The sequence below is a fragment of the Njordella calcicola genome, from assembly GCF_056494125.1.
On the sequence record NZ_CM151396.1, the window covers coordinates 4,634,817 to 4,659,129 of the forward strand.

14 protein-coding genes are annotated in these 24,313 nt (G+C 53.1%); 5 read left to right on the forward strand and 9 right to left on the reverse strand.

The window, feature by feature from the left end:
* Nucleotides 1–140: 140 nt before the first annotated feature.
* Both SH302x_RS17825 and SH302x_RS17830 read right to left on the reverse strand, forming a co-directional pair.
* On the reverse strand, nucleotides 141–1,181 hold the full coding sequence (locus tag SH302x_RS17825; RefSeq protein ID WP_479363814.1) for an aldose epimerase family protein: 1,041 nt from the start codon (nucleotides 1,179–1,181) through the stop codon (nucleotides 141–143).
* A gap of 386 nt (nucleotides 1,182–1,567) precedes the next feature.
* Nucleotides 1,568–3,349 (reverse strand): 30S ribosomal protein S1, encoded by a 1,782-nt coding sequence (locus SH302x_RS17830; RefSeq protein WP_479363816.1) that lies wholly within the window; start codon nucleotides 3,347–3,349, stop codon nucleotides 1,568–1,570.
* Between the two features lie 306 nt (nucleotides 3,350–3,655).
* Here SH302x_RS17830 and SH302x_RS17835 point away from each other — a divergent pair, with 306 nt between their 5' ends.
* Nucleotides 3,656–4,237 carry a CinA family protein gene (locus tag SH302x_RS17835; protein WP_479363817.1) on the forward strand — a complete coding sequence of 194 codons (582 nt, stop codon included), beginning with the start codon at nucleotides 3,656–3,658 and terminating at the stop codon, nucleotides 4,235–4,237.
* Between the two features lie 56 nt (nucleotides 4,238–4,293).
* On the opposite strand, the gene SH302x_RS17840 is transcribed toward SH302x_RS17835, so the two are convergent.
* Nucleotides 4,294–5,007, reverse strand: coding sequence for an RluA family pseudouridine synthase (locus tag SH302x_RS17840; protein ID WP_479363818.1), 714 nt, complete (start codon nucleotides 5,005–5,007; stop codon nucleotides 4,294–4,296).
* Nucleotides 5,008–5,191: 184 nt separating this feature from the next.
* Here SH302x_RS17840 and SH302x_RS17845 point away from each other — a divergent pair, with 184 nt between their 5' ends.
* Nucleotides 5,192–6,610, forward strand: a complete 1,419-nt coding sequence (locus SH302x_RS17845) for a DUF6513 domain-containing protein (protein WP_479363819.1) — start codon at nucleotides 5,192–5,194, stop codon at nucleotides 6,608–6,610.
* Between the two features lie 248 nt (nucleotides 6,611–6,858).
* Nucleotides 6,859–7,308, forward strand: coding sequence for an IS200/IS605 family transposase (gene tnpA, locus SH302x_RS17850; protein ID WP_479363820.1), 450 nt, complete (start codon nucleotides 6,859–6,861; stop codon nucleotides 7,306–7,308).
* 372 nt (nucleotides 7,309–7,680) lie between these two features.
* On the opposite strand, the gene SH302x_RS17855 is transcribed toward tnpA, so the two are convergent.
* Nucleotides 7,681–9,012, reverse strand: a complete 1,332-nt coding sequence (locus SH302x_RS17855; RefSeq protein WP_479363822.1) for a DUF1552 domain-containing protein — start codon at nucleotides 9,010–9,012, stop codon at nucleotides 7,681–7,683.
* Nucleotides 9,013–9,014: 2 nt separating this feature from the next.
* Nucleotides 9,015–11,561 carry a DUF1592 domain-containing protein gene (locus SH302x_RS17860; RefSeq protein ID WP_479363823.1) on the reverse strand — a complete coding sequence of 849 codons (2,547 nt, stop codon included), beginning with the start codon at nucleotides 11,559–11,561 and terminating at the stop codon, nucleotides 9,015–9,017.
* A 497-nt stretch (nucleotides 11,562–12,058) separates the two neighbouring features.
* Here SH302x_RS17860 and dnaG point away from each other — a divergent pair, with 497 nt between their 5' ends.
* The gene (dnaG, locus tag SH302x_RS17865) at nucleotides 12,059–14,161 is read left to right on the forward strand and encodes a DNA primase (RefSeq protein ID WP_479363824.1); all 2,103 of its coding nucleotides are present in this window, start codon (nucleotides 12,059–12,061) and stop codon (nucleotides 14,159–14,161) included.
* A 182-nt stretch (nucleotides 14,162–14,343) separates the two neighbouring features.
* Entirely contained in the window at nucleotides 14,344–15,999 is a 1,656-nt protein-coding gene (locus tag SH302x_RS17870) for a sigma-70 family RNA polymerase sigma factor (RefSeq protein ID WP_479363825.1), read from the forward strand.
* A 223-nt stretch (nucleotides 16,000–16,222) separates the two neighbouring features.
* Here the strand turns inward: SH302x_RS17870 and SH302x_RS17875 are convergent, their stop codons facing one another.
* The 4 genes from SH302x_RS17875 to SH302x_RS17890 all read right to left on the reverse strand — a co-directional run bounded on the left by SH302x_RS17875 (nucleotide 16,223) and on the right by SH302x_RS17890 (nucleotide 24,292).
* On the reverse strand, nucleotides 16,223–17,353 hold the full coding sequence (locus SH302x_RS17875) for a GTPase (protein ID WP_479363827.1): 1,131 nt from the start codon (nucleotides 17,351–17,353) through the stop codon (nucleotides 16,223–16,225).
* 3 nt (nucleotides 17,354–17,356) lie between these two features.
* Complete coding sequence (locus SH302x_RS17880) at nucleotides 17,357–19,198, reverse strand: hypothetical protein (protein WP_479363828.1); 1,842 nt, start codon at nucleotides 19,196–19,198, stop codon at nucleotides 17,357–17,359.
* 65 nt (nucleotides 19,199–19,263) lie between these two features.
* The gene (locus SH302x_RS17885; protein ID WP_479363829.1) at nucleotides 19,264–23,334 is read right to left on the reverse strand and encodes a mechanosensitive ion channel domain-containing protein; all 4,071 of its coding nucleotides are present in this window, start codon (nucleotides 23,332–23,334) and stop codon (nucleotides 19,264–19,266) included.
* 205 nt (nucleotides 23,335–23,539) lie between these two features.
* Nucleotides 23,540–24,292: a flagellar hook-basal body protein gene (locus SH302x_RS17890; protein ID WP_479363830.1), complete on the reverse strand. Its 753-nt coding sequence runs from the start codon at nucleotides 24,290–24,292 to the stop codon at nucleotides 23,540–23,542.
* Nucleotides 24,293–24,313: the final 21 nt, after the last annotated feature.

Genomic DNA, 24,313 nt, shown 5'->3' on the forward strand with positions numbered 1-24,313 from the left:
AGTCTGCCAGTATTATTTGTACCACGGGCTTCCAGCCCGTTGACCACGGTCCACGACGGACTGGAAGTCCCTCGTACGCACGCTTTAATGGGGTCCGGCCACAGGAAAACATAACAAATATCACTAACCATGCGACGCGATCAACTGACCACGAAGAATCGATAGGTGGATGTTTCTCGGAACGTTTCGCCTGGACGCAATAGGGACGAAGGAAACTCTGGCTTGTTGGGGCTATCGGGAAAATGCTGAGCTTCCAAACAGAATGCTTCATGGGACCGAAGTCCTGCCGTGCGGTCATTTCCGCCTAAATGGTTGCCGGTGTAGAGCTGAATGCCGGGCTGAGTCGTTTGGACCTCAAGACCTCGTTTCGATTGGGGATCGATTGCCGTCGCTGCAGGACGCAACGTGCCGATCTCGCCGTCGATGACTAAGCAATGATCGTAACCTCTTGTTGCCTTCATCTCATCGATGTGCAAGCCGATCGCTTTCGGTTTCGTGAAATCCAATGCAGTTCCTGCCACTGGCAAAATCTTGCCGGTGGGAATCAAGTGCTGGTCCACTTCCAAATAGTTGCTGCAGTGCAATTGCAATTCATGCTGAGTGATACTGCCACTGCCAATGCCACCAAGGTTCAAGTAGGCGTGGTTGGTTAAGTTCAAGTGGGTATCGCGGTCGGTCGTCGCTTCGAAGTGGATTGAGAGGCGACTGTCGTTGTCCCAAGCGTAGGTAACATAGACATGCAAGTTGCCGGGATAGCCTTCGTCGCCATCAGGGCTAAACAGTTCGAATCGAATCGCAGAAGCGTTTGCATCCTCGACCTCCGTCGCTCGCCATACCTTTTTGTCAAAGCCGATTTTGCCGCCATGGATATGATTGGGCCCGCTGTTGACCGCCAGCGAATACTCATCGTCGCCAATCGAGAATTTTCCTTTGGCAATACGGTTTGCGAATCGCCCAATGGTTGACCCGAACATGGGGTGGCCTTTGAGGTAATCTTCCAGATTGTCAAAACCGGCACTAACATTCGCCAGTTTGCCATCCGCATCGGGCACATTTACGGAAACGAGTATCGCGCCGTAATTGGTGAGCTGGATGCTGGCCCCACGATCATTCGTAAGTGTGAAGAGCGAAGTGGCGATGCCCTGTGTGGTTCGCCCGAAGTCTTTGCGATCGATAGTCATGAGGTTTTCTTGTGAGAGGTCGTTGGCGTTGTCTAGCTAGATTATCATGGATAGCGTCCATTGCTTCAAGCAGGCAAAGCATAATGATCCCGCTTACGCCTGCAGCAGACGGTTAGACGCAGATTGCGTTCAATGCTTGTTCGTAGTACCGGCTTCAGCCGGCCGCGAGCATGGGGAAAACTCAAACGAATTCCGCCTAAAGGCGGTACTACAAACAACCGTGCGCCGCGTACGCCTGCGGCTGACGGTTAAACGAAGATTGCGACTTTGTTCCGGCCTACGAAGCACCTACAAACGAAAAGAACCGCTCATGAGAGCGGTTCTTTAAATTGATAATGACCGTTGGCCAACACTTCAGCGAGGCCAAACGGATGGTCAAGCTGCCGTTATTCGGATGGTCCGATCAGCGGACCGTCGCTGCCCAATCCACCCTTGAGTTCGGTGGCCTTGTTGGCTTCCACCTTAGCGGCTTCCGCCTTGGCTGCAGCACCTTCTTGCTCTTCGGTCCAATCGACGCGGCGACGCGAAAGGCCAATCTTGCGTTCGTCACTATCCACTCGCAAGACTTTGACTTCGATCTCATCGCCAACCTTGACGATGGTCTCTGGGTTTTCAATCTTGTCGTCCGATAGTTCCGAAATGTGCAACAGCCCTTCCAAGCCATCTTCCAAACCGACGAAGACGCCGAAGTTCGTGATCTTGGTCACTTTGCCCTTCACAATTTGACCTTGAGCGTACTTCGCAGGGATGCTGGTATGCCATGGATCATCGTCCAATTGCTTGAGTCCCAGAGCAATACGACGTCGGCTTTGGTCCACACTTAAAATACGGCATTGCAACGTTTGGCCTTTTTCCAAAACTTCGCTTGGATGGCTGACCTTGCGAGTCCAAGACATGTCGGACACATGCAACAAGCCGTCGATGCCTTCTTCTAGTTCGATGAACGCACCGTAGTTGGTCAAGTTGCGGACCTTGCCAGACACCAGACTGTTCTCTGGGTACTTCGCGATAACTTCGTCCCATGGGTTGGCCAAAGTTTGCTTGATACCAAGTGACAATTGTTGACCTTGAGCGTCGACGCCCAAAATCTTGACATCGACCTTGTCGCCAATCTGAACCATATCGGTTGGATGATTGATACGTCGAGTCCAGGACATTTCGCTGATGTGGACCAAGCCTTCGATGCCTGGTTCCAGTTTGATGAACGCACCGTAGCTCATGACGTTGACAACTTCGCCATTGATGACCGTACCGACAGGGTACTTGGCTTCGATGTTTTCCCAAGGGTTCTTGAGCTTTTGCTTGAGTCCCAAAGCGATCTTTTGCTTCTCGCGATCGATCTGCAGAATCTTGACTTCGATTTCTTGATCGATGCTGACCATTTCGCTTGGATGACCGATGCGTTCCCAAGACATATCGGTGATGTGCAACAAGCCATCGATGCCGCCCAAGTCGACGAACGCGCCGAAATCGGCGATGTTTTTAACCACACCTTTGCGCAGTTGGCCAACTTCCAGTTCCGCCATCAAGTGTTCGCGATCTTCCTCGCGTTGGCGTTCGATCAAGCTGCGGCGGCTGACAACGATGTTACGTCGGATGTCGTCGATCTTAAGCACTTCGCATTGCACGAAACGACCGATGAAGTCACCGATATCGTTCGGGCGGCGAATGTCGACTTGGCTCGCTGGCAAGAAGACGTTGACGCCGATGTCGACCAACAAACCGCCTTTGATCTTGCGAACAACCGTACCGGTGACCACTTGGCCCTCGGCAACTTGGGACATCATGCGTTCCCATTCCAGAATCTTCTCAGCCTTGCGCTTGCTGAGGCTGATCATGTTGCGTTGATCTTCGGGCAATCCGAATTGGTCTTCGACTTCTTCAATCAAGACCTTGACTGTTTGGCCTGCGGCTGGCGGTGGCTCGTCCGGGTCCCATTCGTTGCGGTGAATCGCCCCTTCGCTCTTGAATCCGACGTCGACAACAACGAATTCGTCGTTGACTTCTACAATTTTTCCTTCGACGATCTGATTTACGTCAAACTGCTTGTTAGCATCTTCTAAACTTTCCAGCAGCAGTTCTTCACCGTCTGCATCCTCCATCATTTGGTCGAGCAGCGCGACTATGGAGTCATCTTCGAGAGAACGAATAAGATTACGATTTACCATGCGAGTAAAGGACTTTCAAACTCGGCAGCTTCCATGATCACATTTCCATCGACAACTACAGACAGTCCTTTCGGGAAACAGAGAGTGTTAAACCGGAGAGGCTGGGTAAAGCGAGAAGTCGAAACGGGGAAAACGAGGGTCTTCGCGTTGCGACGGATTTGTGGTTGGCACCGACGAGGGGTTAACGGTCTGCCGCTCAAACACCAAAGAACCTTTCAATTGGATACAATCTGAGCCTGCGGGCCGTGCAATTTACCAAGCATTTGATTTCGTATCAACGGACATTTGACAGGATTCCCCTGATTCATGCTATTAGAAACCTCAAAACGGCTGTTCGACCAACTGCTGCTAGCCAAAACTTCGATCGTCTTCTGCGAAAGCTGCACTGCGGGGCTGGCTGCCGCGTCGCTGGGCCGGTTTCCAGGGGTCTCCAAAGTGCTCGCTGGCTCGCTGGTCGTCTATCAGACCACGACCAAGCACGACTGGCTGCAGATTCCCAGCGACTTGCTAGACGATCCGCAATTGGGGCCGGTCAGCGAGCCCGTGACGCAAGCGCTGGCTGCGGCAACACTAGCACGGACTCCAAGTGCTGGTATCGCAGTGGCCATCACCGGTCATTTGGGCCCGACTGCTAGCATCGCGGACTACGATTCGCAGCGGTTGACCAAGCTGGCGGGATCAAGAAGCGATACGGAAAACCCGATCGGTGATGGGACGGTCTTTGTCGCAATCGCTCGGCGCGGCCATCAAGAAGTGGTCTGTCAGCGATTTGCATTGCAAGCTCCTTCGCCACGCTCGACCGACGATCACGACGCACGCGGCGTGCGACAGATCGAAGCGACCTTGCTAGCGTACAATATGGTGGCAGGCACTCTCCGAGTGCCGTAGCAGAACAATCTTGTTACGGCACACGGAGTGTGCCTACTACCTTGCTCCACGCCTTCTCAACTCTGACGCGTCAACAAAGGGAACGCTTCCTTCCACGATTCGGGGACCGGAGCGGTCAGCGTCATTTGCTTGGCTGACTTCGGATGCCGAAACGTAAGCTCTGCGGCATGCAGCCCAAACAATGTCGGCTGCAATGCGTCGTTGCCATCGGACTCAAATGACGAGCCACCGTACAACTTGTCGCCAACAATTGGAAAGCCACGCGCTGCTAGCTGCAACCGAATTTGGTGCATGCGGCCCGTTTCGAGCTGGATTTTCAACAACGATTGCTGACCGTTACTGGCCACTCGTTGCCAATGCAGGATCGCTTGCTTGGCATTTTCGGCTTCTGGTTCACAAAGCTCCGCTTGCGCTACCTCATCGATCTTTCGCATCCAATCCACAGCGGTTGATTGAGCGTCCGGAATGCCGTCTACGACTGCCAAATAAGTCTTGGAGGGTGTTCGCGCTCGGAACTGCTCATTCATTTGCCGGACCGCACTGGCCGTTCGACCGTACAACAGTACGCCGCTGGTGGGCCGGTCCAAGCGATGAATGATCCCGACAAACGGTTTGTCAGCGCCACCGTCGCGTGCCCACAGCCAGGCGATCAAGTCCTCTTGCAGATTGGGGACACCATAAGCCGCCTGAGTGAACCGACCACTAGGCTTATTGATCGCTATGATCCAACTGTCTTCATACAGAATCGATTTGTGAGTCAAAGTTTGCATGAAAATCAGCGCATAAAAAAACGAGAAGTCTCGGCCACGTGAAGCAAACGACTGAAGCAGCAGGTCGTAAAACTTCGAATAAGACTTCTCGTTTGCAATGTTCTATACTTGAGTCAAACTTGGTCAAGAGGGTTTTATACTGGAAGCAACTATTTTTGCAACATCACTAGGATGGTAATGAACTATGAACGAGAGCTTTGCACAGCGTTGTCAACACAAACACATTCTGTTTGTTACCGGCAAGCTTGCGCAATCTTCGGTGCGTGAAATCGTCGCCGACTTGGCAGCGCGTTACCAGTTCACTTACCAAATCGCGGTGCTGCCCATTACAGTTGCCGCTTTGATGACCGCCAAATGGTTGCGACGTCACTTGGAAGTGGAAAACAACTGCAACTTCGTGATCGTTCCTGGCTATTTGCAAGACGATCGTGCAGAACTTCAGTCTATGACTTCGGCGGAAGTGATCATCGGCCCCAAAGATGTTCGCGACCTGGGCACGCTGTTTGGACAAACGCCTAAGCATGCGGACTATGGCGATTACAGTATCGAAATCATTGCCGAAGTGAACTATGCGGGGCGTTTCGATTCAGATGCACTGGTCGACGAAGCGTTGCGTCTAAAGGCTTGCGGAGCGGACCTCATCGACCTGGGATGCGATCCCGGCAAACGTTGGAATGAGGTTGGTGCAGCGGTGAAAAAACTTCGCGAAAAAGATATCCGCTGTTCGATCGATTCGTTCGACACTTGGGAGGTCGATCAAGCAGTCGCAAACGGCGCCGAACTAGTACTCTCGGTCAACGAGACGAACTGCCAAGCGGCCAAGGATTGGAATGCTGAAGTGGTCGTCATTCCATCGCCGAACTCCGATTGGCTTTCTTCAATTTCTGCGACCATTAATGAGCTCCAGCGGTATGGCATTCGCTACCGGATTGATCCGATCCTCGATCCCATTGGATGTGGGTTTCTGAATTCGCTGGGCCGATATCAACAAGCTCGCAAGGAGTTTCCGCAAGCGAACATGATGATGGGCATCGGCAATATCACGGAACTGACGGATGTGGATTCGGCGGGCTTGAATGTGATGTTGCTGGCGATCTGCGAAGAGCTGCAAGTCAACTCCATTTTAACGACCCAGGTCATCAATTGGGCTCGGAGCAGCGTAGCCGAATGCGACGTCGCAAGGCGGCTAGTTCATTTTGCTCAGAAGAACTCTCTGCCACCCAAACGTGTCGATCCACGCTTGGTAATGTTGCGTGATCCTCGTTTAAAGTTCTTTTCCGAATCGAGTATTCAGGATCTTGCCAGCAGTATCAAAGACAACAACTATCGAATCATTGTTGATGCCACGCAGATTCATATCCTGGCGGCCAATGTGCATATTCGTGGCAGTGATCCTTTTTTGATGATGGATCAGTTGATGCAGTTACCAGAATCTCGCAATATTGATGCGTCACATGCGTTCTATCTGGGTTTCGAGTTATCCAAAGCGGCGACGGCGTTGCAGTTGGGCAAGCAGTATGATCAAGATGTTGAGCTGAAATGGGGGATGTTGACTCAGGAGGAGAAGGTTCATCGCTTGCGGCGAGGCAAGCGATCGTCGTGATGTGATTTGTGCTGGCCCTTCGGGCCAGAGGAGTTTTGCGCGGGCATTGAACCGGGGCGGAACCCGCCCCGGCAGTAATTGTATTAGCCCTTCGGGCCAGCAGACGCTGCCGCTATGCCAGATGTCACAAGTGACTTAGGCCTGAAAGGCCTCTACAATTAATGCCGGGGCCGTTAGGCCCCGGTTCGGAACATAACTAATCTTAAGGCCCGGAGGGCCGTAACAAACGCGACTAGAGGGCTCGTGCTGTGACCACACACCAACAACTTCTTTACCATATCGTCTTCAGTACCAAGAACCGTAAGCGTTATCTGGCCGACGGCTTTAGAGAGAAAGTATTTGCGTACATGGCGGGCACTTGTGCCAATCTCGATTGCAAGGCCTTGATTGTGGGAGGTTATCTTGATCACGTCCATCTGCTCATGCGAATTCCTACGAGGTTGGCTGTTGCAGATGTCATCGGGCAACTCAAATCAACGACAAGCGCTCACATTAATTCCACCAGCGGACTGCTGCTTAAGTTCGGCTGGCAGGACGGATATGGCGCATTCACCGTAAGCACGTCAGTACGCGACAATGTCTATCGGTATATCGCAAATCAAGTCCAACGACATAAGAAAATTTCGTTTGAGTCGGAATATGTTGATTTGCTGGACAAGCATGAAGTTGAATATGATTCCAAGTATGTATTCGACTGATTTGTGCTGGCCCTTCGGGCCAGAGGAGTTTTGCGCGGGCATTGAACCGGGGCGGAACCCGCCCCGGCAGTAATTGTATTAGCCCTTCGGGCCAGCAGACGCTGCCGCTATGCCAGATGTCACAAGTGGCTTGGGCCTGAAAGGCCTCTACAATTAATGCCGGAGCCGGTAGGCCCCGGTTCGCAGTACAACCACCATGGACCGGGGCGGAACCCGCCCCGGCAATAATTGTATTAGCCCTTCGGGCCAGTAGACGCTACCGCTATGCCAGATGTCACAAGTGGCATGGGCCTGAAGGGCACCTACAATTAATGCCGGCGCCGGTAGGTCCCGGTTCGGAGTACAACCAACAATCTTCGGCCTGAAAGGCCGCTAGGCGAGCGTGCCAGTTGAATCGCTGAAACGATCCGCCGGAATCCCCATCCGCTGAGCTATCGATAGTAACAAATTCGACATCGGCGGATGACTAACTGCATCGAACGCTCGATGCTGCCCATGCTGCAGTCCATAGCGTTGCCCCCCGGCAAGCAACAACGGCAAATTCTTCGGCGAATGCTCGCCTCCTTCGCCACTGTTCATGCCCGAACCATACATGACTAAAGTATGGTCCAGCATGTTGCTTTCGCCATCGCTGGTTCGCTTCAAGAAATCAAGAAATCGTCCCAGTCGTGACAGATGAAATCGATCGATGGCCGCCAGCTTCTTCAGCATGTCGGGATCTCCGCCGTGGTGCGACAGTTCATGATGATTCTCGCCGCCTCCGCCAAATCCGCCCGCCTCTCGTGACCATTCAAACGTGATGACGCGCGTCGTGTCGGTCAAAAACGCGAGATAACATAACTCCAGCATCACATCAATCCACATCGGTCGATCGTGCGCGTTGCCGGGCTGACTGCCAAGCTGCAAGAATTGCGAGTCTACGTTGGGTTTGGCGATGTCAATCCAAGACTCCAAACGTTCGACGCGAATCTCCGTCTCTCGCACACTGCCGAGGTATTGATCAAGCTTTTGCTGATCGCTGGAATTCAATCGGCCGCGCAGTCGATTGGCATCCGCCAGCACGCTATCGAGTACCGATTTCTTTTCCGCATACCTTTTTAAGGTAGCGGCCCGATCGCTGGCCGAATCTGGAACAAACAATCGTTCAAATAATCGTTGAGGCGAATTTTCTGCTGGCAGCGGCGTACCGCTTTGGTTGAACGACAGCGTGTGCGAGTGGCCAGCCGACCCCGTTCCACTTGCATCCGCTAATTGGATGGAAGGAAATCGTGTTGCCGTACCAAGTTGACCTGCAATCACTTGATCGATGGAAATGCTGTTGCTGTAGTCGCTGCCAGGGACCGCGGTCAGATCGGCACCGGTCAACCAAGTATCAGCTCCGCTGTGCCCGCCCTGAGAGGCCGGATGCCCCAAGCCTGTGAAGACTGTAAAATCATTTTGAAAACCAGCTAACGTTTCAAGCGTTGGTGAAAGTTGGTATTGCCCGCCCGCTTGGCTTGGCATCCACTGCATCATGTTGACGCCGTTGGGGACATAGCAGAAGATCGCTCGGGGCTGCACACCCACCGATCGCTCAAGAGGTTCGAATTTCGATGGAGCTGCCGATGCAGAACTGGTAACGCCGGGGAGCATCGCGTCGAGCAAAGGCAAACTCAGCGCGGTACCAAGCCCGCGTAGGATAGTGCGACGTGGGAGGTGGTTCATGGCTATCGCTTTGTAAATAGGTCACTGGTTACGATCGAATGAATGATAGTCCGCAACGATCTGTCCGACGTCTTCATCGACTGGACGGTTTCTCGCAACGTGGTTTGATCCGACAGAGCAAGTTCACGGCCTAAGGCATAACTGTATAGCTTGCCAGCCAAACAATTGAGAAAGAGATCTTCTTTGGCCAAAAGCACTCGCTGCAAACTTTCGACGCCATCGATCTGCGTACCATCTGGCAGTCGACTCGTCGCATCGATCACGGGATCATCGTCGTTGATCCGGCCTTTATAGCCGAAGCCCTCTTGTCGACGATACATGCCTGAAGCATCAAAGTTCTCCAGCGCAAATCCCAGCGGATCGATCTTGTCATGACAACGAGCGCATTGCGGCAGCTCGCGATGAATCTCCAACCGCTGACGTACGGTCGCTTTGTCGATGCCCGGTACCTTCGGAGCGATTTCGCCAGCGTTAGCAACGGGCAATCCTGGATCGGTGCCAAGGATGTTCTTCAGTATCCATGTACCTCGTTTGACGGGCGAAGTCCTTGTACCATTCGAAGTTATCGTCAACACCGATGCTTGCGTCATCACACCACCGCGTGCGACGTCAGCGGGCAGACTGACTTTTCGAAAATGATCGCCACGGACATCCGTCAGACCATAAAAGCGTGCGAGCCTTTCGTTGATCACGACAAAGTCGGAATCAATAAAGTTCATCACACTGAGTTCGCTGTGCAAAATCTCACGGAAGAACGCATGCGATTCAGCGACAATCGACGCTTCGAGATGGCGATCGTAGTGGCGATACAAGTCTTCCGCTGGCGGGTTCGCTCCGACTTGACGCAAGCCCAGCCATTGTCCAGCAAAGTTCTGCACCAGCGCATCACTGCGAGGATCTTTCAACATGCGATCGACCTGTTGGAGCAACGTTACGCGGTCTTGCAATCTTCGCTGAAACGCCAAACTCAACAATTCCTTATCGGGCATACTGCTCCACAAGAAGAATGACAAGCGGCTTGCCAATTCAAAATCATTCAAAGGCTCACCCACCGCCGAGGTCTCGGTCAAAAACAAAAAATGAGGTGATATCAAGATACTCTTCAGCGGCACTTGGATCGCTTCTTGGAAGGTGTGCGATTCCTTTGCCGCTTGTCGATACAAATCGAGCTTCTCTGCAACTTCGTCGTCGCTAACGTTTCGTCGATAAGCGTACTGCATGAAGTTGCGAATAATCTTGCGGGCATGTGGCTGGTCATCCAGATCATGAGGTTGGTCATCCAGCAAGACTTGTTGATGGCTGGCAGGCGGCCAGCTTTCGTAGATCGGTCCCTCTAATTCAATCCAGTCGATCCAGGCTTCAGGCCTAGCGAAATCATCGCCAGTTTGAAACCAAAAATTTTCGAGCTCTTTGGGAATGCTGTACGCATACTCAATAGTGATGCCCGCTTTCTGGGTGCTGAAGTACGTTGGAATGACGTAGTCTTGCAGGTTGCGAAAGTCCGCATCGATATCCAATTCCGCGATGACTTCCGGCTGACCGCCCAAGTCGCGTGTCACTTTAATGCGGGCTGGACCGTAGTCGTACATCCGATCGGTCTTGAAGTGTTCCAGCGTTCGCTCATAATCGCGCTGCGCATGCTGCGCTCGTTTTGGGTTCTTGGCGATTTCATCTTCCAATCGTCGCTTCAAGTATTGGTCCGCCGCTTGAACCACTTGCTCGCGAGTTGGCACTCGTGATCCAGCATGAATGCGGATCAAGTACTTGCCTGCGTCTTTCAAGCGAAAGTCACGAGCGTTGATCTTGCGATCCCAGTTCTCATGGTGCAGCACAACGCAGTGATCTTTGACTTCGTTTTTACCGCCATTGACGATAGGACGTTGGCCTAGAAAACTGACGCGGTTGCTGTCGCTGTTGCCGGACTCCGGTTCGATCCTCCAAAGGATTTTTTCTGGCTGAGGGCCTGTGACCAGAGCGTTATTCAAAATGGCAGATGCCGCATCGTAGTACAATTCCAACTGCATTGGTGACAGATTCAGCGCGCCGCCGTTGTTGTCGAATCCGCCAGCGGCTGGATCTTCTGGAAAGGCCCGGGTATCGAAATCGATGCCGACTAAATCACGGATAACGTTCCGATATTCTGATCGATTCAAGCGGCGCATCACGACCGTAGAATCGCGGCGATGCATTTCAGCCGCGGTCGCTTGAGCCACAATCCAATCGACCAGCCCAGCGGTCTGCGCCGGCGACGGTTGCGGTTGGTCGCGAGGTGGCATCTCATGGCTGTTGAGTACATTGACGACTTCGTTCCACTTGGATTTGGTAACGACACTCGTAAAGTTTGCGGACAAGTCGCGATCGATGCGAAATTCGCCTTGTTGGTCTTCGGGACCGTGGCATTGAATGCAGTACTGTTTGAGAAACGGCATAGCTTGGGTTTCGAAGCCCGCTTGGTCAGCAGCATAGGTATTTTCCGCAGCGCTGGTATTGCTGACCAATAGTCCAATGAGTAGGTGACCGAGAACTAGATCGCGAAAAACGTGCAGCATGGAGAGGATTCAGCTTGCGGAGGGTGGGGCGACGGGTGGGAATCGATCGAACGATGGTTGGTTTGCTGTAAAAGATTATAGCCGCAACAAGACCCGCCTTGAACGATATTTTCCGACGAAGTCCTCAAGCGGTTCGCCGAGCCGTGCATTTCATGAACCTAAGCTGCGGCCGTGGGTAGGTGTTCGTAGTCCGGCCTAAAGGCGGGACTACGAACAAAAGGCGGGGCGATTTTCTAGGGCGCGACCATGAAAAAAATTTCTAGAAATCGCTATTGACCCTGAGGTTTCCTTTATGCGATAAACCTCGGCCGTGTTAAGGATGACCCCTTGTGCAAATTCGCGAGTTCCCGCAGACCTCCGATTTTGGTCAAGGACTGGAATGACCCTCCAGAAATCAATGGCATAGTTTTCTGAATACGCTACATTGATCGAGCTGCCCTATTACTAAATTTGGGCCTATCGAAATAAGCGTTTAGGAACAACTGCCAGGAGTTGCCGTGGCTTTCGTCGTTGACAACGAGATCAAAGATCGCGTCCGATTATCTGTCGACATCGTTGACTTGATCGGCAGCTATATCTCATTGCGTCGTCAAGGTGCTAACTTTGTCGGCCTGTGCCCTTTTCACGAAGACCGTCGGCCATCAATGCAGGTCAACGTCGCGCGGCAGATCTGGAAATGCTGGGTTTGCGACGTCGGCGGTGATGTATTTAGCTTCTTGATGCAAAAAGAGCAATTGAGCTTTCCTGAAGCTCTGGCGATGCTGGCTGAACGAGCGGGCATTGAATTGCCCAAGCAGGGTTCAGGCAAAATTCTCTCGCCGGACAACAAACGCCAGTTGTTTGAGACGATGAATTGGGTCGCTCAGCAATACCAGCGTTGTTTAACCGAACCGATTGCCGAAGTCGCTCGAGGTTATCTGGCTGACCGAGGTTTGAACGAAGAAAGCATACAACGCTTCAAGATCGGTTTTGCGCCTGACCAGTGGAGCTATCTGTGCGATCGATTTACTGCGCTCGGAAAGCCGCTGACGTTGTTAGATCAGGTTGGCGTACTGAGCAAGAACGAGCGAGGTTCGCAGTACGATCGTTTTCGTGGCCGAGTGATCTTCCCTATCGCGGACGCTCAAGGTCGCCCGGTTTCGCTTGGTGGTCGCGTGTTGCCTGGCGCGGACGCGGGCCAAGCGAAATATGTTAACTGCAGCGAAACGCGGTTGTACCACAAGAATCAAACTTTATATGGCCTGGATGTCGCTCGCGATGCGATTTCGAAATCACGTACGGCCATCGTCATGGAAGGCTACACGGATGTGATCATGGCCAGCCAGTATGGTATCCCCAACGTGGTGGCCGTATGTGGTACCGCTTTGGGTGAAGGCCATCTCAGGATTTTGCAGCGCTACTGCGATCAAGTCGTGTTGCTGCTGGATGGTGATGAAGCGGGACGTCGACGGGCTGCTGAGATATTGGACTTGTTCCTAGGACATCCGATTGATTTGCGTGTCGTTACGCTGCCGGATGAATTGGACCCTTGCGACTATTTGATCAAGTCCGGTGCCGATGCGCTGCGCAACGAGATCAGCAATGCGGTGGATGCTTTAGAGTACATGATCGCTAGTTTGCTGGGGGACATTGATCCCTTTGTCGACACGCACCGAGCAAACGCTGCGTTGGAACAAACACTCGCTTTACTTGCGAAATCTGCAGGAAAATCATCACTTCCGGCCGATGCAGCTCGATTGCGTCAGGAGCAAATGTTGTTGCGAGTCTCACGCCGATTCGCGGTGGATTTGCAACAACTGCGATCGCGGATGAACACGATTCGCGAGCGTGACAGCCAGCGTCAAAAAGCGCGCGAAACGTTTCGCAAGCCGAACCAAGCTGGGCAGCAACCTGTCCGCACTGGCAATCCAATACGGCCTGAATTGAAGTCAACGCAGCCACGCTTGCCCAGCCAAAGCAACAAGCAGAAATCGACATCGGCCAACGATGCACTTAGCGATGCGTATTTCGAATCCGCATCGGCTGATGCCGGCAGTATGGACTTTGATTTTGGATTTGGTTCCCAGGCTAATGGTGACCAACAGGCAAGCGTCAACGACAACACTGCGAACTATGGTACAGCGCGTTCCGATGGCAGACTTTCGTTTCGTGAGCTAACGGCGCTAGAACGTGAATTGTTTGAAATCATTGTGCAGCGCGAGGATCTAGTTCCCCTCGCACTCGAACGCTTTGACGCCACCGTCTTGGAGAGTGCGACTGCGAAAGCGTTGCTGCAAGTCTATGTGGAATGTGACCTGCGTGGAATCGACTTGAATTTTGATTCGGTGATGGCAGCCGTGGAAGATTCTCAAATCAAGTCATTGCTGGTGAGCATTGAAACGGTCGCAACTGCAAAAAATGAGAAGTTGCCTATAGACGCCCGTGATAGATTACTTATGTTATGTGACTCACTGGCAAACGTAGATGCGGCTGCAGAACAAACGCGACGTTTGCAACGATTACAGTCTTCTGATTTGGATGATTCGCAGCAGTTAGAATTGCTGCAGGAAGTACTGCGATCGGCCCGTGAGAATCGAATCTTAAAAATTCCCGAGTTCTAATTCGTAACTTTTGTGCAAGGAGGCCCAAAACGTTGACCGCGACTGCGCACGGAAGTGTCGTAGTCTTCTTTCCAGAACAGTTGCCCATCACTTGATGCTAGCAAGTTCGACTTTGAAGATCAAAGTCACCCGCAAACTTGTTACATCGTTTTCCAAACTTTCGTACCTAAAGGAATTCGTACGTGGAACGCACAAAATTCGGACTGACCCAACTGATCGAATTGGCCAAAGAGCAAGGCTACCTAACCTTTCAACAAATTGACGGCTTTTTGCCCGACGAAGCTAACGATGCCGATCGCCTTGATCGAATCGTGACCGTGGTCGAGCAAATGCGAATCCCCATTATCGATGCCAGCGAAGCTGAACATCGTCAGCACAAGAAATCGGACATCATCAATTTTGATGAAGCCCTCGCTCAACACAAACAACTTGCCGAAGGCAGCACGCCCAGCGAACGCAGCCGCTTGACGAACGATCCAATTCGTTTGTACCTCTCGCAAATGTGCGAGATCCCTTTGCTGACTCGTCACGAAGAGATCTTGTTTGCCAAGAAAATTGAGATCACTCGCCGCCAATGGCGACGCGCCGTTCTTGGAAACGATTTCGCTCTGCGTAACACCGTCGAGATTCTCAAGAAGGTGCACCAAGGCGTCCTGCCCTTCGATCGCACGATCAAGGTTTCGTTGACCGAACGACTTACCAAAGAACAAATCACTGCTCGTATGCCTCACAACCTGCGAACCCTTGACCGTTTGATCGAAGAGAACCGAAAACTGTTCTGTCGCATCGTCTCCAAGACCACTGCCATCGGCGATAAAAATGCCGCCATGAAGCAGTATCAACGCCGACGTCTAAAGTGTATCAAGTTGGTGGAAGAGCTTTCGCTGCGTTCACGCCGCGTGGTTCCGATGATGAAGTTCTTGGAAGAAAAATGCCACCGCATGGAATGGCTGAACGGTCGCATCGAAATGCTCGAACGCACCGGCGGCTCGCGCCTAGAAATCAAACGCTTGAAAGACGAGTATCGCCAACTGGTACTGATGGTTCAGGAAGGACCCTCAGCACTGAAGCAACGAGTCGCTCGCTTCAAAGCAGCTTACAAGCAATACGAAGTGGTCAAACGCGAACTGTCCAGCGGAAACCTTCGCTTGGTCGTTTCGATTGCCAAGAAGTACCGCAATCGCGGTATGAGCTTTTTGGATCTAATCCAAGAAGGTAACACGGGCCTGATGCGAGCGGTTGACAAGTACGAATATCGTCGAGGCTTTAAGTTTTCAACCTATGCGACTTGGTGGATTCGCCAAGCGATTACGCGGGCGATTGCTGATCAAGCTCGCACGATCCGAATTCCAGTTCACATGATCGATGTGCTGAGCAAACTGCGCAATATCCAAAAACGATTGAATCAAGAGTTGGAACGCGAACCATCGATCGAGGAAATTGCAGCCGCAGCCGAAATTCCGGTTGAAGAAGCGCAACGTGTGATGGACATCGGCCGTCATCCAAGCTCGTTGGATCGTCCTGTCGGTGATGGGGAAGACAACGCATTTGGCGAGTTTATCGAAGGTCCTGAGAGCGAGAACCCAACCCGCACCGCAGCGAACTCGCTATTGCGAGATCGCATCGAGTCGTTGTTGAAATCGTTGACCTATCGCGAACGAGAAATTATTCGCTTGCGATATGGTTTAACCGACGGTTACTCGTATACGCTAGAGGAAGTCGGCCGCATTTTCAAAGTGACACGCGAACGTGTGCGTCAGATTGAAGCTAAAGCGGTTGCCAAGCTGCAAAGCCCAACACGCTCCGCTCGCCTAGAACCGTTCTTGAATGTCGCTTAACAAGCGAACGGTTGCGGAATGACATTAGCTTGCCCCTCGTTTTCGGGGGGCATTTGTCATTCTACGCTCTTTGTTCGTTGCCCGCCTTTGGGCGGAAGGGTTCTTTTACATTAGCGTCCGCCTGAAGGCGGGACTACGAACTAAGAGTTCCGCCTGAAGGCGGGACTACGAACTGGGGGTTCCGCTTTATTGGAAGGTAATGCGGTTAATCGATAATCGCTCTTCAACTTTCCATCATCGCAGCGATTTGTTCAATCTGCTGCTGACGGAACGGCACGGGCGCTTCTAGCAATCGATCGTCAAACCCAAGCTCGCTTAACATGCGATCAACCATCGTCTCGACACCATAGCGAGTGACCGCACTGATGTCGATCGCTACATTTGGCATCGGCAGCGAAGAAACAGCACCGCCAAGCAAGTCTGCTTTCGTTCTTACCAACATGGACTTGCTGGCATGATCCGCGTAGATGCTCTCGTGCATTGTAGTCCATCCCACCGTACCATCGATCAACAACAAGATCAAACTCGCGTCGTTGGCGATCATCCTCGCTCGCTCAATGCCCTCAAGCTCAATGTCGTCAATCGTTTGCCGAAGACCAGCGGTATCCAGCATGAACAGCGGCCAGCCATTTAAGCTAATCGATTCGCGTAGGATATCGCGAGTTGTACCCGGCGCTGCATCCACGATCGCACGGTCCCAGCCTAACAGACAATTCAGCAGCGTGCTCTTGCCGGCATTGGGCGGGCCTAAGATCGCAACCTGCGGCGGGGCCAGCAAACGAAGTCCCACTTGTCCGTTCTGCAACAAAACCTCGTACGCTCGACGCTTCGCTTCCTGCGAGCTCCAAGCAGTTGATTGCAGTTCCGCAACCGCGCCCGTCAGTGCGCCGTGCGCTTGATGCAGCAAGACTTGTAACGCTTTTGGAGTCGTCGCAAACTTGAGGTCCGACCATGCCTCGCGAGCATATTGGTCTTCGTTGCGTCGGTAAAGATATTCGTCCGGTGTGGCCATCGAAATGCCGTGCATCGCAAGATCGCTCAGGATACGAGCGGCCGGAATTGGACCGCCGTGGCATTGGATCTCGACAGCATCTTCATCCACGCGGCAAATGACGACATCTTCGCCGACGGCAACTTCATCGCTGTCGCTGCTAGTCACCCGTTTATGAACACCCAACCACACACCATAGTAGATCTGATCGCGTTTTAATTGATGACAGCCTGAAGCGGATTGCCAGTTAGCGAGGATAGCTTCCAGCGCGCTGGAGCCCCATACCACGACGACGGCCACAGCGGCTGGAGCGTTTGACGTTAGCTTGGTTGCAAACGTGCTGGATAGAGTGCCAGATTGCATGGATTACGACTGTTCAAGATCGACCAGGAATTGAGCGTTACGAAGTTGATCGTCCATGATCTCCAGTTGCAAGAGCCCTTGGCTGCGTAGCGTTTGGACCATCGCGCGATGCTCCGAAGCGATCCTTTCCGCCACCCTGGCTACACGTCGACGGCTCAGCAGTAGCGTCATCGTCAACATGCAATAAATCATGACAGGCAAGATCGACAAGACGACGGCGGTAAACATGACCGACGCCGAGGGGGCAGGAAAAACATGCATGACGGGCTCGTTGGTTGAGAGCGCTTTCCAACTGGCCACCAAATAATCGCGATAAATCCCAACGATCGGACCCGAGAACAGTGCCCAGAAAATCGCTGTCCCCAGCAAACCGCTGGCTATCGACGCCATCGACGAGATGCGGAAACTCTCCAGTACGCTTGAAAAGATTTCCGCCGAGCGAAACTGCAGTTGTTCAACGCCGCTCAACCGCATGCGTGTTGGCGAATCGTCAGTGGTCTCCGCTTGGATGCGTTGGCCGCTAGCGCTGATCGCTCGCAAGCTGTGTTGAAACTGTTCATGGATCGGGCGCAGCAGCAGTAAGACTTGCGATTCAATCCGCTCTTGCAAGCCTGCCTTCATTTCGGACTGAAACTGGCGATTGGTCGCCACGTTCCGAGATAGCGCAGCAAAACTTCCAAACAACGAAGGCAGCGAACCGCTCAAGGCCAACACGACGCGATCCCAAGCGCCATGCGTCAGAGCAAGCAGCGAGAGGACCGTCCGATAGGGAAAAAAGATCGCAGGTGTCTCTGCGACCCATTGCGAACGGAGTTGATTGCGAACCGCGACCAGCAACTGAGTACGGCTGCCCATGATCGCTTCGATCGCTTGTTCTGGAATGCGCTGTGCGTTTCGATGAAGTTCAACTACGGCACCGGCCAAGCTGGGCACTTGGCGGACAAGGACTTGGCCAATATCGTCTTTGAGTTGCTGAGCAATCGCATTGAGCCGGCGGTCCTGCGTCTTGGCGATCGCATGCAACTCGACGCCTTTGAGCCGACCTTTCAGCGCCGATTGAAATCGCTGCACCGTCTCCGCCTCGTTGCCAGACTCTTCGAAGTCTTCGAGATAGATCGGTTCCAGCCAAGTGCTACCAGCGGCCGCTTGTTGCATCGTCGCGAGCCAACGGCCAACTTGTGATTGCAGCGATGGCTTGGCGGTCAGTTCCGACGCGGGGTGTTCCTGATTCTTCGGCGCATCGGTTTGTTCTGCACCCACCGCTGTAATCACTGGGACGACGATGGAGCCTTCTGCTCGGTGGGCAAGCGTCGCAAGTGCCGCACTACTCATTTGGTCATAACGCGACACGAGCAGGACCAGCGGCGCGATCGACGTCGCGCTAGCGGCCAACGCAGCCGCTTTCTCGTCGGCGTCGGTCGATCCGGGTGTGTCTAACAAAACATACGGCAAGCCGATATCCACCAGATCGGTGGGGCCAGCATGCAGATAGATCTCGTGCTGGTTGTCCAAGCGACTGGGCGGCGTCGATCCGATCCAACAAAGCTTGGTCGTCGCTTCCCGAGAAAGCACGCCGCTGGGTATTCGAGCCCGTGTGTTGGCATCCAGCACGAGGCTGCGTGCACACCACGATTTGCCTTGGCCCTTGAGCCCCAAGATCGCGACTAACGGCAATTCAATGTTTCGTGCCGAGGCGGTATTATCGCTGCGTGCCGAAGCGTCATCGCACAGCGTCAGAATTTCATGCCGAGCGGTATGATCGCCCAGCAATTGGACCGACGCCTGCTGGATACGCTGGATAAGGGCTTCTAAGGACTGGCGTTCCAGTTGGTCGTATTTGAGCATTTCAATCAGCAAAGGGGGCGGCAAGCGGGCACTAATGGAGTCCGCTATATCTTACCACCAAATTTCTAACTTGCGATTCGCTGAGGATTCGGCGGAGCGATGAATTGATTCAATTGATCCGGAATCGTCCTGATATGCAGGTCGCGCTGTGGGAACGCCAGCTTGATATTCTGCTCAGAAAACCGTTGGTGAATTGCGCTCAACAGGTCATGCCGCGTCTGCAATCGAGCATCTAAGGATTGCAAAAAGAATCGCAGAGTCAGTTGCAAACTGGTTTCATTGATCGCTTCAAAGAATGCCGTGGATGGCGGATCGTTCAGTACGTTGGGATGCTCGCGGCACACATCCATCATGATATTGCATGCCTTTTGAGTATCTGAGCCGTATGCGATTCCGATATTCAGCACCATCCGAGTGGTCGAATCAGATAACGTCCAATTGAGCAAACGACCAGTGATCAAATCCTTGTTGGGAACGACTAACTCCTGACGGTCCCAGTTGGTAATCGTGGTTGCACGCATGCGAATCTTGGCGACCGCTCCACTGGTATCGCCAATCGTAATCACATCGCCGACACGGATCGGCTGTTCAAACAGCAGGATCAAACCAGAAATAAAGTTGGCGAAGATCTCTTGCAAACCAAAACCCAAGCCCACGCCCAACGCAGCCACCAACCACTGGATGCTGGACCAGCGTACCCCCATGTAGTTAAACGTCATGGCGATCCCGATCATTAGCAGGGCATACCGCGAGACCGTGGTGATCGCATAGCGTACAGCGTTTTCAATCGGCAGATGTTGCAGCAGCGCAATCTCCAAAAGCCCAGGAATATTCCGCGCGGCAAAGACTGTGAGCACACCGATCGGTATCGCAAATAACAGGTCAGACAAGGTAATCCAAACTTTCGGACGCAGTTCAGCGTTAGGTGCCGTCGTAGAACCACTCGACGTCAATGCTCCAACCAGCCCACCGGTCGAAGGAGGTGCATTCACTGCCGCTCCGCCTTCGATTTGCCACAGTTGAATGGAATCTAAAGCGTTGACGGCGGGCAATACATCGGACCAAATCCAAATGACCGAAACCAGCGCAGCCACGACAGCACACGCCGAAACCAAACTCATCGTTTGCGCGTTGATGGCCGCTAGATCGAGCGCTTTTTGCTCATTGCGAATTTCATTGCGAAACTCCGTGCTGCGAACGTCATTGGGTATACTGGAACCAGTGGCAGCGATGGCCGATTCACGCTGCGCTTCTTCCAAACGAGCTCGAGCCTGTACGATTGCCAAGCGACGGCGGCTAAGCAACAGCCAACGCGTAGCCAGTCCATACAATATGAAGATGCCGACCAGCGTCATCGCAGTTCGATAAACCAACAATGCCAACCGCACCGCGGTGTAGTGGTATCCAAACAGCGAAGCGACCGCCAGTAGAATCGGGATCGCGACTAAACTGGCAAACCAAACGTATCGCAGGCGTTCGACCCAACCACCCTGATGATGATTGATGTATTCCGACATGACACCTTTTTTCGGATGCAGCAAGCCGGTCACGGCCGTGGACACCAAAACCAGTAAGATTACAAACGCGAAGCGCCCCAGGCTGTTCTCCCATAATTCATCGCCGCCATCAAAGACCATAGCGACCACCGCTACTAGCGGCGTTGCAATATCCAAGAACCATCGCAGGTGACGGCGGAACTGAAAGTTCGCTCCGGCAGGCCAACGCAAATGTTGCTCGGCAAGCCCACCGCTGCGGCACACCTGACGTAGTAGTTCAATCGCAAAGAAGAATCGAGCGGCGTACGCTATCCCAAACCCAAACTGCTGCACAAAAGGTTGGACGCCCGTCTCGGCATACAACCGCAAACCAAAATAGGCCATCAAGGCAGGCCACGGTGCACTGACGAGAACTGTGAGCACGACAACTTTTGCTGTGGGCATATATCGCGTATTGTTTCCACGCTCAGCCTGCTCGCCTAACTCCTTAATCCTACGCCGGAATTTGCCCGAGTTGTAGACCAGAAAAATCCACACGCCAACCACCGCAATGGCTTCTGTTAAATGCAACTGCAACTCGCTCAGAAGTGCACTGGCAATCGATTTCCATGCATTCCAATTGAATAACCAGCGCAGCGCTGGCCATAACTGTTGGAAGTGCCCTTTATCAATGGGATCTGCCGAACGAATCCACAGCACGTGCTGGTCGACAAACGCGCGATACTCGTCGATCAGCATGATCATTCGCTGCTTGCGCTCCGAGATGTCGGTCAAGCTGTCGAAGTAGTTGCCGGCATCGAGGCGAAAATCATTGATCAGTTGCAGTTCCTTCTCGCGAACCTCAGTGATCTCTTCTGGTTCGTTGGTCAGAGCACTTGCGTTCCGCGATTTCCAGTCATCCAGTTCAAGCAGCAGGCTGCCGATCTGCTGCATGCGAGATTGATAGTCGCCTAACTCTTCACGTAACTTTCGAGTATTCGGCAACTCCAAACGCTGGCGCCGCAGCATCAGCCCAACCCAACTGTTAAGCCCACTGACGCCTCGTTCACCGCTGGCCTGGATGCGTGTGCGCATGTTGTTGTATCGCTCGTCCCACATTTTGCGACGGTTGAGCGATTTTTCTGATTCCGCTTGGACTTCGCGGTCCTTGCGAGCAATATCCAGCCACTCATTCGCTCGCTTGATCATGTTCTGTGCAATCAAGCGATCATCGCTAGAGGATGATTTCTCAAGTAACTTTGTGGCGTAATCACGGAAGCTTTCGATGTGCGTTTCACGACGACTCGTCAGTTCCGCATTGATCTCTTTAATCTGCGTGTGATAATTCTTTTCTTCGATCGCAAGCTGATCGCGTTGCAGCGGCAACAGTTCGGCTTCCGCTTCGTACAGTCGCAATTGTTGTTCCAGCATGCGGACGCGTTCTATACTTGCGGAGATTTTTGCGCGAGTGAGCAACGATCGAGCTTCGGTAATGCGTGCGTCCACGTCGGCGGCCGGTTTCGCCGTAAGCTCCTCATTGTGTTTGCCCTGCAATTCGCGTTGATCTGCAACAAGCTTAGGAAATTCCTTCTTCCAAGCTTCGCGTGTCTTGATGCGATCCTCGATTGAGTTTTTGGAATCAGAGACCGCTTGCAACGCAGACTGCTGTTGCTGCAATAACGACTGCAAGTTTTCCTGGCGCGAGTTCCGAAGTGTAAAGGGCGAAATAGCTTCGAACTTCGGAGGTGTTTCTTTGCGACGTTTTGCTTCCGCGATCGCCGCCGGAGCGACTTCGGCCTTCGCAGAACTCTCTTTGGCGACGCGTTCACTTTCCGCGCGATTCTTCAGCTCTGCTAAAATACTTTCATAGATTTTCACCAGCGAGTCGCGAATCGTCGCATCGATATCGCCGCTAGTGATCAGTTGCTGTTTGCGAGACTCTAAAACTTCCATCGAAAGTGGCGCATCCACACCGTTGCTAAGGGCTGCAGTGGGCGGAGCGGCGGCAGCAGTGGGCGGAGCGGGTGTCGAATTGGCGGGGGCTTGCGTTGCAGGTGCTTGCACGGGGGGGGCAGCAGCCGATGGACTGGACGGCAGTTGTTCCGGAGTAACTTCTGCGACGACGGTTGAGGAATCGTCAGCCACTGAGCCAGCCGCCGCATCATCTTGAATGCTGACGACATACGCAGAAGAGAACTTCGCTTCCAATTCTCCTTGCCCTGCAGCGACCGTTCGAACGGGAGCGTTATTGGCTGCGTCAGTGGTGGCCGGAGCCGTTCGCAGCGATGCGTGATCGATTCGCTGAGTCGGCGGGGCCTGAGGAGCACGTTGAGGCGTCGTAGGCCGAGCGGCTAAGTCTCGCAGCCATTGATCGCTGGAGGTCTCGAACGAGTTGAGCGCAACGGGCACAGCGGAATCCTGCGTGTTGGCATAAAAATCAAATCGCCAAGCGGTCGAAGCGGACGGGGCATTGTCTGAGTTGGACGATGAAGGAGTTTGGCTGGCGGATTCCGCAGACGAAGGAATTGGCAGCGAGTATTGCTGGCTCAAGCCTATGCTGTTGAGGCAGCAGCAGACGCTTAAGAATGCGAGCGTAACGGCTGCGCAGAATCGACGATCGAAATCGGCAAGCTTCTTCCAATGGGAGATCCAAGCGTCCATGCAGTCCAACAGTTATTCGCGTTCAACACGTCGATGATTCACTGTACTGTCTATAGTTAATCGAGCGATCGGTATCAAGCCCGCGCTGACTTCGATTACCCGCAATGTAGCAGGCACACTCCGTGGGCCGCCCGCATCGTAGCAGGCACACTCCGTGGGCCGTCCACCCTTGTAACGGCACAGCGGAGTGTGCCTACTACCTTTGTTACTCTTTCAGCAACCTGCCAATCAGACCGCCCATGGTTTGGTCTTGATGTTGGATCATCCGTAAGTTCGCTTCATAAAGGCGAGAGGCTTCAATCAATTCCATCATGGCCCCCGTCGGCTTTACTCCAGATTGCTCCAAGAAGCCGTTGCGAAGTTGTCTTTCATTTTGCGGCACATTCTGCAGCTCCGCCAAAGGCTTAAAAAAATTGTCACCAACACGAGCTAAATCGCCGGGCTGTTGAGGCCTCGCGAGCTGCAGAACTTGTGTGGCACCAGCTTGCATGATTCGCCCGTCCTCATGAACCGTATAGTCTTTCGTTGGATCGATTCGAATCGGATTGCCAGCGGTTGACATTACCGGATCACCGTTGGTTGTGGTCAATACACCTTGCGAATTGAACAGAAAATCGCCAGCTCGCGTCAGCAGCGTTTCTTGCCCGCGTTGTACCACAAAAAACGACTTGTCATCGTTGATCGCAAAGTCGGTCATGCGTTTCGTCTGCTGGATCGGCCCTTGGGAATGGACCGTTCGGACCTCCTCCATCGCGACACCGCCGCCGATATCGGCAAACGTCCCGCTGCCAGCGCTGATCTCGCCTCGCTCGATCGCCTCGGAATGCTGCGCTTGCAGAATGGCAAGCTGCGGCTTAAAGCCCGGCGTATTGACGTTGGCCAGGTTGTGGCTCAGCACTTCCAAGCGTTGATTTTGCGCGTTGGCTCCGGCCGCTGACAAGTACAATCCGTATGGCATAGTTGTTCGTCCAAAGGCAGT

Excerpts from the sequence above, each read along its gene's own strand:
- SH302x_RS17860 (WP_479363823.1), bottom strand. The coding sequence starts at position 11,561 with ATGCTGCACGTTTTTCGCGATCTAGTTCTCGGTCACCTACTCATTGGA.
- SH302x_RS17845 (WP_479363819.1), top strand. The coding sequence starts at position 5,192 with ATGAACGAGAGCTTTGCACAGCGTTGTCAACACAAACACATTCTGTTT.
- SH302x_RS17880 (WP_479363828.1), bottom strand. The coding sequence starts at position 19,198 with ATGCTCAAATACGACCAACTGGAACGCCAGTCCTTAGAAGCCCTTATC.
- SH302x_RS17840 (WP_479363818.1), bottom strand. The coding sequence starts at position 5,007 with ATGCAAACTTTGACTCACAAATCGATTCTGTATGAAGACAGTTGGATC.
- SH302x_RS17825 (WP_479363814.1), bottom strand. The coding sequence starts at position 1,181 with ATGACTATCGATCGCAAAGACTTCGGGCGAACCACACAGGGCATCGCC.
- SH302x_RS17875 (WP_479363827.1), bottom strand. The coding sequence starts at position 17,353 with ATGCAATCTGGCACTCTATCCAGCACGTTTGCAACCAAGCTAACGTCA.
- SH302x_RS17885 (WP_479363829.1), bottom strand. The coding sequence starts at position 23,334 with ATGGACGCTTGGATCTCCCATTGGAAGAAGCTTGCCGATTTCGATCGT.
- SH302x_RS17890 (WP_479363830.1), bottom strand. The coding sequence starts at position 24,292 with ATGCCATACGGATTGTACTTGTCAGCGGCCGGAGCCAACGCGCAAAAT.
- SH302x_RS17835 (WP_479363817.1), top strand. The coding sequence starts at position 3,656 with ATGCTATTAGAAACCTCAAAACGGCTGTTCGACCAACTGCTGCTAGCC.
- SH302x_RS17855 (WP_479363822.1), bottom strand. The coding sequence starts at position 9,012 with ATGAACCACCTCCCACGTCGCACTATCCTACGCGGGCTTGGTACCGCG.
- SH302x_RS17830 (WP_479363816.1), bottom strand. The coding sequence starts at position 3,349 with ATGGTAAATCGTAATCTTATTCGTTCTCTCGAAGATGACTCCATAGTC.